Consider the following 8,518-nt stretch of genomic DNA (forward strand, 5'->3'; position numbering starts at 1 on the left):
CCCACTTCCCCACTTCCCCACTTCCCCACTTCCCCACTTCCCCACTTCCCCACTTCCCCACTTCCCCACTTCCCCACTTCCCCACTTCCCCACTTCCCCACTTCCCCACTTCCCCACTTCCCCACTTCCCACACTCCCTACTCCTGTCTCCTGTCTTCTAAATTCTGCTGTATTGTTTCCCCTCATGAATATCGATCGCACTATCCAACTAGCTCATCAATTAGCGGACACTTCTGGAGAGATTATCCGGCGCTATTTTCGGCAGCCTCATCTAGAAACCGAAACCAAACTCGATCAAGTTTCCTCAATAGTAACAATCGCCGATCAAGAAGCTGAGGAGGCAATGGTGGCAATTATTCGGCGAGAATTGCCTGAAGATGGGGTTATTAGGGAAGAAGGAGCCAATATTCCCTCCCAAAGTGGTCGTTATTGGGTATTGGATCCCATCGATGGCACATCCTCTTTTGTCAAGGGATTGCCGATTTTTGGGACTTTAATCGGCCTAGTGGCAGAAAATCAACCGATTTTAGGAATTGTCGATCAACCGATTTTAGGCGATCGCTGGTTAGGAGTGAAGGGAAAAGGGAGTCTTTATAATAACCAGATGATTGTTAATCCCTACCGTCAAGATCGGGAACTTGTCTTAAAAAATGCCTGTTTAGCCTCCACCACTCCCTTAATGTTTATCACAGAACGACAACAGGCGATCGCTCGTCAGCTGCAAACCGTCTGCAAACGTACCGCTTTTGGGGGTGATTGTTATAACTATATGATGTTAGCCACTGGCTGCACTGCCATGCCGATGGTAATCCTAGAATCAGACCTGAAATACTACGATTTTTGTGCTTTAATCCCGATTATTGAAGGTGCAGGCGGAATAATTAGCGATTGGTCGGGTAGTCCCCTACAAGCTGATTCTAGCGAAGTTTTAGCCGTCTCTAATTCGGGTTTATGGCGGCAGGTTTTAGAACAAATCAGCAGAGTGGGTTAGTGCCAATACTAAGATAATTAGTCAACAGCTAACCCACCCCTGCGGCAATTAAACCGTGGCTAATTGAGGTTGGGGACGTTTGCTGTTACGGATACCTTCGATCGCTGCTGCGTAATCGGGGGCATTAAATACCGCCGAACCTGCTACGATCGCATTAGCACCCGCTTCGAGAACTTGCCAAGTATTAGCCGGTTTTAAGCCGCCATCCACTTCAATCCAGGGATCCAAGCCTTTTTCATCGCAGATTTGACGTAATTGACGGATTTTGGGGACAACTTCCGGGATAAAACTCTGGCCACCAAAACCAGGGTTAACGCTCATAATTAAGACTAAATCGCACAAATGCAGCACGTATTCGATTAAATCTAAGGGAGTGGAGGGATTTAATACCACACCCGCTTGTTTACCGAGTTCGCGAATTTGGCAAAGAGTACGATGAAGGTGGGGAGAAGCATTATGTTCAGCGTGAACAGAAATAATGTCAGCACCCGCTTTCGCAAAGTCAGCCACATATTTTTCTGGTTCGACGATCATTAAATGCACATCTAAAGGTTTTTTCGTATAGGGACGAATAGCGGAGACAATCAGGGGTCCAATGGTGATATTCGGGACAAAACGACCATCCATCACATCAACGTGAATCCAATCGGCTCCTGCCTTATCCACAGCCTCGATATCGGCTCCTAATTTACTAAAATCCGCCGATAGGATCGAGGGAGAGACAACGATCGACTTCGAGCTTCCGTTTTGGGTCATGGCTAACTATAGAATTTCGTGTTTATATTTTCGTAACAATCTTATCAGCAATCAGTGATCAGTGATCAGTAATCAGTGATCAGGAGTCAGGAGACAGGAGACAGGAGACAGGAGATTATTTTTATTTATTCTCCCCACACCCCATCACCCCATCACCCCACACCCGTTCGGACCTCGGCGTGAGCTCGGTCGAACGCTGAGCTCACGGCCGAAGCCCACACCCCACACCCCACACCCGTTCGGCTGAGCTCACGGCCGAAGCCTACACCCCACACCCCTCCGCATCCGGCATAGAAGCATAGGTTTATGTAATTGTCAATATAGATTTACGAACTTTTTTGTCGAAACTGGATCATAAACTTTAAAAATAGGCATGATGGGAATAGTTGGGATCGAGGGGGTGGAAAGATAGATAAACTGGTGGCTCTGTAGTTATATATACTTAGCTATCTCAGAAATTTACGCTACCCTAGATTTAGGGTTCTTTACATTTTGTTACTTACCATCCGTAAGAAAACTTAGTTCACGTACCCTATTTTCTCAGAAAAGAATCTTAAAAAAGTGTTAAGGTTTTATACTTGAGGAGTGTTATCAGGAGGAAAATTGTGTTTAAACGACTTGCAGAACAGCATCGCCAACTGGTCAAAGACTTAGTCATGGATTTACAGGCTTTAGCGATCGCCTTAGAAAATCAAGGTTATCTAGTATCTTGCTACACCTGTGGCGGTCAAATGAATAGCGCATCTTTTATGGTGGGATTGGGTGAAACCCATCTAATTCGGTTTCTCGTGTCCGATTACGGCATCACCTGGACAGAAATGCGCGATGATCGAGAGTTAATGAAACTCGAAGGTGCGGAAGCCATCAGCCAACTACAGGAATTAGCCAATCTGATTAAATATCAAATTCCGCCGGCGGAATTTATTGACAAAAAACCCTCCTCCGTGCTGCAACGGTTAGAGACGGTTTAACTGGAGATGTGACCTAAACTTGTATGTTTAGGGAGCTTTTTTCCCTAAGCTTTCAGCCAACTGTTAGCTAGATAAGCCATTCGTTTCATCTCTTTTCGTCCCCGGGAGACGGAATCGAGGATCATGCCACAGGTCAAACCTAAAAAGGCTAAAAGCATGATCGAGGCCGATAAAATAGCGGTGGGAAAACGTGGCACTAAGCCGGTTTCGAGGTATTCAAACAGGACGGGAATCGCTAAGAGGAGGGAAATAACCGCCAAAATCAGCGAGACAAGGCTAAAAAAGAGAAAAGGACGAATTTCTTTAAAAAGTAGAATAGCGGTTCCCAATACCCGCCAGCCATCTTGAAAGGTTTTTAACTTACTTTGGGAACCCTCGGGACGTTCCCCGTAGAGGGTTGGTTCTTCAGCGAAGGGAATTTTTAATTCTAAAGTGTGGATAGTTAACTCGGTTTCAATCTCGAAACCATTGGATAAAGCGGGAAAAGATTTGACGAAACGACGGGAAAAGACACGATAACCAGAGAGCATATCGATTAAACGCGCTCCAAACAGAAATTTAACGAATCCTGTTAAAAATAGATTACCAGCGCGATGACCCGGACGATAAGCCTGGGAGGATTTTGCCGCTTCCCGACGCGCACCGACCACCATATCCAATTGTTCCCGCAGCATTCGTTCAATTAAGCGACGTACTGCCGCAATTTCGTAGGTATCATCGCCATCAATAAGAATATAGATATCCGCTTCGATATCGGCAAACATCCGCCGGACAACATTGCCTTTTCCCGGTTGGATTTCCTGACGCACGATCGCCCCAGCTTTGAGTGCCTCCGTCACGGTATCATCGGTAGAGCGGTTGTTATAAACATAAATTGCCGCTTCTGGCAGAAAAGTTTGGAATTGGGAGACAACTTTAGCGATCGTTAGTTCTTCGTTGTGACAGGGAATAATCGCGGCGATACGGTAGTTTTGCAGGGAAATCGGCGGAATAGCGGTCATTTCGATCATGGCTGACGACAATGTTTAATGATAGTTAGGGGGGTTTCTTGGCGTTGGACGGCGTGAACAGTGGGACAATGGGGGAAAGCTTGGAAATAATCGTATCGGGATAAACCCATGTAATAATCGGGGTCGGGGGCCTTTCCCCAAGCAAAGTCATCTCGATAGATCATCGTAAAGTTTCGTTGGTGATCTTCTACCATTTCTGCCGCAAACATCGGACCGGCAACGACGATGGTAGAGTTAGCGGCGGCATTTTGATTAAGCCATTCCATCCCCTCTTTGAGACTTAATCCCCAGTAATCGGTTTCCTGTTGACCTTGGGCTGCTTTTAAGCCTCCGTAGGCGCGATTATAGTAGGTGTATTCGTAGGGATGCAGGCTAATCATGTCATAGACGATGACGCTAAAGTTGAGGATTAGCAGGGTCGTTAGAAAGATTTTTATTGACTTTCGCTTGAGTTTATGGTATGTCCAAATAATAGCCGTACTTGCGATCGCTGCTAGGGCGGGAATGACAAATAAAAAGTGACGGATGCCGTCGTAGAGAGTAGATTGACGCAGGATAGCAACGGTAGGCAGTAAAAACGCTTGGAGTACGGTGATTAGGGCGCAAGCACGCTGGGTTGGCGTTAATTTGGTCATTTTTGTCAAAATCACCATTACACCCACCAAGACGGCGATTTGCAGGAGGACGGGGGTGGTGAGGGAAAATAGCCGGGGTAGATAGTACCAAGGCAAGGAACGACCGGGGATATTTTGACCGTCAAAGAGAACCGTATTATCCCAGATGTTAAACTTGGACATGAGGGTTATCGCTTCGATAAACCAAGTAATCGGGTTTCTCCAAGCGGCAGGGTGAACAATATAGGTGGTTATTGCCCAAAAAAGTACAATAACTGCGTATAGGGGCAGAAAACGCCAGAGAGTTTTGGGGAGGGTTTTGAGATCCCATCGGGCCACCAGATGGGCGAAGATGAGATAAAAGAGGATAAAAAAGCCACCGATGCGAATTCCGGTGATTAAACCAGCGATAATCCCGTAGAGACAAGAATAAACAGTTAAACGGTTAAATCCTAGTTTAATAGCCTGATTTTCGGACTGAAAATATTTATCCAGCAATAGGGAACCCGTGAAGGTTCCGAGGGTGAACATGGCTGCAAAGGGAATATCTTTGGGATTAAAGAAGCTATGACCCCAAAAAGCGGGAAATAGGGCTAAAATTAGCGCCCCTAACCAAGCAGATTCGATTCCTGCTAAGATAGCGACGATTCCCACCACCGATAGATAGGCAATCAGGGAAAAAAGAAAGGTGACGACGTGCTTAACCCGGGTTATTTGCCAGATCCTCGATAGCCATTCCTCCTTATCGGTGGGATTGGGAGGAAGATTGGCAGTAGCAGGGAAAAAATTTTCTTTGGTTTCGTAGATAAGTTGGGATATGTAGTTAAAATAAAAGCCGTAATGACGGGACATTTCTGATATGGGCTTGTTTTCTCGGATATATTCGAGATTATGATTGACCATATCCACTTCGATCGGTTCGTCCCAAGTGATACCATAGTTTCCGACTACCGATAAACCAATTATCGCCAGAACTAGGATCACCGATAGAATTTTTAGATAAGCTTGCTTGACCGAGATTAACCCTTTTCTAGACTTCATTGGCGATCGAGTCAGTATGGTGGGCAATTTTATCACCTTAGTATATCAAAATTTGGTCAACTTGCCCAAAGACGTTTTTTGGAGTCAAAAGTTTCCGTTTGTATTTGTTAGCCAAACATGGTATATCAAGTAAAAAGCTATCAGCTAAAAGGCCGACTCATCCCAGAGCTAGTAATTAGTCTAATGGCACAGTAAAAACTAATAACTGATTGGCTTTTGCTGAAAGTAAACAGTCCTATTGGGTTTAGTTTTCTCGTCGAAGTCACCAAAATTATTGATTAAATTATGGCATTATTAAAACGGTTCACCCTGACTCATCCCCTCTTCTGGGCAGTAGTTTATTTTATCGGACTAGGGATTTTATCAGTTATCTTAGGTCAAGATGTTAGCTGGGATTTACGCAATTATCATTTTTATAATCCCTATATGTTATTAACGGGACGTTTTAAGTATGATGTCCTCCCAGCACAGATACAAACTTTCTTTAATCCTTTGATGGATGTTCCTTTTTTCCTTGCTATCTATTACCTAAAAATACCTCCGGTGGTGGTCGGTTTTTTCTTGGGAGGTTTCCATGGATTAAATCAGTGGTTAGTTCATTTAATCACTTATCACTCCTTCGATAAAGTTGGCAAAAGATACAAGATAACTTTAAGCGTAGCGGCAGCAATTACCAGTATATTTGGGGCAGCTTTTCTATCAGAGTTAGGAACAAGTATCGGCGATAGTACCAGCAGTGTTTTTGTTTTGGCAGGATTATTTTTAATTATCGCTTGTCTTGGTCGTAATCAACCGGTTAAGGTTAAAACTATAATTTTCGCAGGATTGCTTTTAGGACTAGCAACAGGACTAAAATTGACCACGGCACTGTATAGTATCAGTTTAATCGTGGCGATTAGTTTTTTAACCAATACCATCAGGGAAAAGCTGCGTAATCTTCTGTCCTTAATTCTCTCTATGGCTGTGGGATTTTCCCTGACGATGGGTTATTGGATAATCCTGATGTGGACTAATTTTGCTAATCCCCTTTTTCCCTTCTTCAACAAAATTTTTCAATCTCCCTACATCGAAACAGATTTTAACCTGCAAGATGTACGCTTTTTACCGAAAGATGTTTGGCAATTTTTATTTTATCCCTTTTATTTTGTGCAGGAACAAACCCTAGTGGCTGAGGTAAAATTTAAAGAGACTCGTTTTGCTATTGCCTATCTTTTAATTGTTATTCTTCTGGGAGTAATTATTTATCGCTACACCTCTCGCCGTTCTCTAGAGCAAAAAAATAATTTAGTCCATTTACCCATTCTCGGATTTTTACTACCTTTTTATTGTAGTGCCTATCTGATCTGGTTAAAGGGGTTTTCTATTTATCGTTATCTGATGGTTCTAGAGTTAATCACACCGGTTTTAATTATCCTGATTATTGCCTATTTTTATCCTCATAAAAGGACAGTTTTTATAATATCTATCGCTATTTTTGCCTTAATTGCCGCTACAGTCAAACCCTTAGACTGGTGGAGAATGGGATGGTCAGATAATTATTTTGGTATCGATAGTCAAGCATTAAAACCCTACGAAAATTCCACGATTGTTGTGTGGGGAGATGAAGGAACAGGTTATCTAGTTCCCCATTTTCCTGCCTCGACTCGTTTTGTGCGATTGCGAGGAAATATGGGAGTCAGTGAAGGAACTTTAATGCGAAAAAATGCCGAGACATTTATTGCTAATACTCCCCCAGAATCTCTCTACATTCTCCAGACGGACTTTAATAAAAAATCGCCTGATATAGTGGGTGATTTAGCGAAGGAAAATCTCGTTATTGACTTCCAAAGTTGTCAACCCTTTCCCAGTAAAATTGAAAATTTTAATCTCTGTCGTCTTCAGAAAAAGTAATTCTCTACCTTTTATCTGTAATGATTTATCTATTGACCGTTAACTACAATTGCGCGGAATTAATTAAGCGTTTAATCGCTTCCCTCGACGATGACTTATCTGCTACTCTCATCATTGTTAACAATTCCACTGAAGATAAAAATATCCAATCTTTAGCAGCGAAAAGAGTCAAGATTATTGAAGCGGGGGAAAATTTAGGATTTGGGAAAGGATGTAATGTGGGACTTGATTGGATTTATCAACAAGACAGAGAAGCTATCGTTTGGTTAGTTAATCCTGACGCTTACTTATTACCGGACTCTCTGGAGAAAGCAAGCAAATTTTTTCAGCAATATCGGGAAGTTGCCATCGCTGGTACAGAAATTTACGAACCGGATGGTAAAATCTGGTTTGGTTGGGGAAAATTTAATGCCAAAATCGGCACAATTAACGTGGTGGAGGAATCCTTAGACTATGGAGATAAACCCTATCTTATTCCTGACTGGGTGACGGGATGCAGTTTATTAATTAATTTCTCGAATTTTTCCACTTGTCCCCATTTTGATCCCGATTACTTTCTCTACTACGAAGACTTTGATTTTTCCCGAAGATACGCAAATCAAGGCTATTTAGTCGTTGTTACCAATCAGATTAAAATCATTCATGAACCATCTTCTATCACCCGTCGCTATGGTTATCTAAGACTAACTCATAATATCTATAGTTATCTTCTCAGTCTCGAAAAACATACGACTTTAACTATCCTTGTTTATCGCTTGCTGCGGATGAGTTTTATGTCTTTACTGCTCCTTCCCATTAAACCAAAATTCTCCCTAGCCAAGCTGCAAGGAATTCAACTCTATTGTCAAAGAATAGACCTCTTGCATAATTTTTTTATGGTGCAATGAAGGATTTTGCTTTTTTATCAATTTTTAGATAGAAGTCAAAAAAAGAATAAAATGTGATCTTATGTCAGGAAATCATCTATGCTTTTGCTATGTTTATTAGCAAAAGTATAGATTATCAAAACTTATCAGATGAACAATTCAAAAAGACGGATGCTTTTACAATCGGGAAACTTCCGTTTAAAAGGAAAAAAAGCTCTACTAAATCAAGCAGAGATACCCTGAGAGGGGGACAAGCGAGCTAGAAGGTAGATAGGGCAAGCGATATTGCTCTTTGTCCTTTGATGTAATCCTTCAACCGATAGCGGCTAATTTGCATTAGCTCTTCTATATTTTTTTGGAACATTTGATGTAGCTGGAG

General features: G+C 42.5%; 7 protein-coding genes and 2 pseudogenes. 5 read left to right on the forward strand and 4 right to left on the reverse strand.

The annotated features are described in order from the left end of the window. Window positions 1-186, reverse strand: a pseudogene (locus tag ACOCD9_RS04340) (hypothetical protein); the annotation flags it as partial. Between ACOCD9_RS04340 and hisN the strand changes: the two are divergent. Continuing rightward, entirely contained in the window at window positions 185-991 is an 807-nt protein-coding gene (gene hisN, locus ACOCD9_RS04345) for a histidinol-phosphatase (RefSeq protein WP_419546506.1), read from the forward strand. The pseudogene ACOCD9_RS04340 and the gene hisN overlap by 2 nt on opposite strands. A gap of 48 nt (window positions 992-1,039) precedes the next feature. Here hisN and rpe read toward each other — a convergent pair whose 3' ends face one another. Further along, window positions 1,040-1,747, reverse strand: a complete 708-nt coding sequence (gene rpe, locus ACOCD9_RS04350; RefSeq protein WP_002736739.1) for a ribulose-phosphate 3-epimerase — start codon at window positions 1,745-1,747, stop codon at window positions 1,040-1,042. Window positions 1,748-2,352: 605 nt separating this feature from the next. On the opposite strand from rpe, the gene ACOCD9_RS04355 reads away from it, so the two are divergent. Continuing rightward, window positions 2,353-2,718, forward strand: a complete 366-nt coding sequence (locus ACOCD9_RS04355; protein WP_002754785.1) for a DUF1815 family protein — start codon at window positions 2,353-2,355, stop codon at window positions 2,716-2,718. Between the two features lie 44 nt (window positions 2,719-2,762). On the opposite strand, the gene ACOCD9_RS04360 is transcribed toward ACOCD9_RS04355, so the two are convergent. Together ACOCD9_RS04360 and ACOCD9_RS04365 are read right to left on the reverse strand one after the other, a co-directional pair. Continuing rightward, window positions 2,763-3,728, reverse strand: a complete 966-nt coding sequence (locus ACOCD9_RS04360) for a glycosyltransferase family 2 protein (protein ID WP_287702370.1) — start codon at window positions 3,726-3,728, stop codon at window positions 2,763-2,765. Then, entirely contained in the window at window positions 3,725-5,383 is a 1,659-nt protein-coding gene (locus ACOCD9_RS04365; RefSeq protein WP_419546508.1) for a hypothetical protein, read from the reverse strand. The genes ACOCD9_RS04360 and ACOCD9_RS04365 overlap by 4 nt, the downstream gene beginning before the upstream one ends. A gap of 285 nt (window positions 5,384-5,668) precedes the next feature. Between ACOCD9_RS04365 and ACOCD9_RS04370 the strand changes: the two genes are divergently transcribed. The 3 genes and pseudogenes from ACOCD9_RS04370 to ACOCD9_RS04380 all read left to right on the forward strand — a co-directional run. After that, a complete protein-coding gene (locus ACOCD9_RS04370) occupies window positions 5,669-7,273 on the forward strand; it encodes a hypothetical protein (RefSeq protein ID WP_419546510.1) in 1,605 nt (534 codons plus the stop codon). Between the two features lie 20 nt (window positions 7,274-7,293). After that, entirely contained in the window at window positions 7,294-8,160 is an 867-nt protein-coding gene (locus ACOCD9_RS04375; RefSeq protein ID WP_287702376.1) for a glycosyltransferase, read from the forward strand. Between the two features lie 135 nt (window positions 8,161-8,295). After that, a pseudogene (locus tag ACOCD9_RS04380) lies at window positions 8,296-8,379 on the forward strand (IS5/IS1182 family transposase); the annotation flags it as partial. Window positions 8,380-8,518: the final 139 nt, after the last annotated feature.

Origin of the sequence: Microcystis sp., from assembly GCF_048564745.1 — a bacterium.
GTDB lineage: Bacteria > Cyanobacteriota > Cyanobacteriia > Cyanobacteriales > Microcystaceae > Microcystis > Microcystis ichthyoblabe_A.

What these genes read in the sequence shown, in the direction of transcription:
- hisN (WP_419546506.1), top strand. Translation starts at nt 185, where the DNA reads ATGAATATCGATCGCACTATCCAACTAGCTCATCAATTAGCGGACACT.
- rpe (WP_002736739.1), bottom strand. Translation starts at nt 1,747, where the DNA reads ATGACCCAAAACGGAAGCTCGAAGTCGATCGTTGTCTCTCCCTCGATC.
- ACOCD9_RS04360 (WP_287702370.1), bottom strand. Translation starts at nt 3,728, where the DNA reads ATGATCGAAATGACCGCTATTCCGCCGATTTCCCTGCAAAACTACCGT.
- ACOCD9_RS04365 (WP_419546508.1), bottom strand. Translation starts at nt 5,383, where the DNA reads ATGAAGTCTAGAAAAGGGTTAATCTCGGTCAAGCAAGCTTATCTAAAA.
- ACOCD9_RS04370 (WP_419546510.1), top strand. Translation starts at nt 5,669, where the DNA reads ATGGCATTATTAAAACGGTTCACCCTGACTCATCCCCTCTTCTGGGCA.
- ACOCD9_RS04375 (WP_287702376.1), top strand. Translation starts at nt 7,294, where the DNA reads ATGATTTATCTATTGACCGTTAACTACAATTGCGCGGAATTAATTAAG.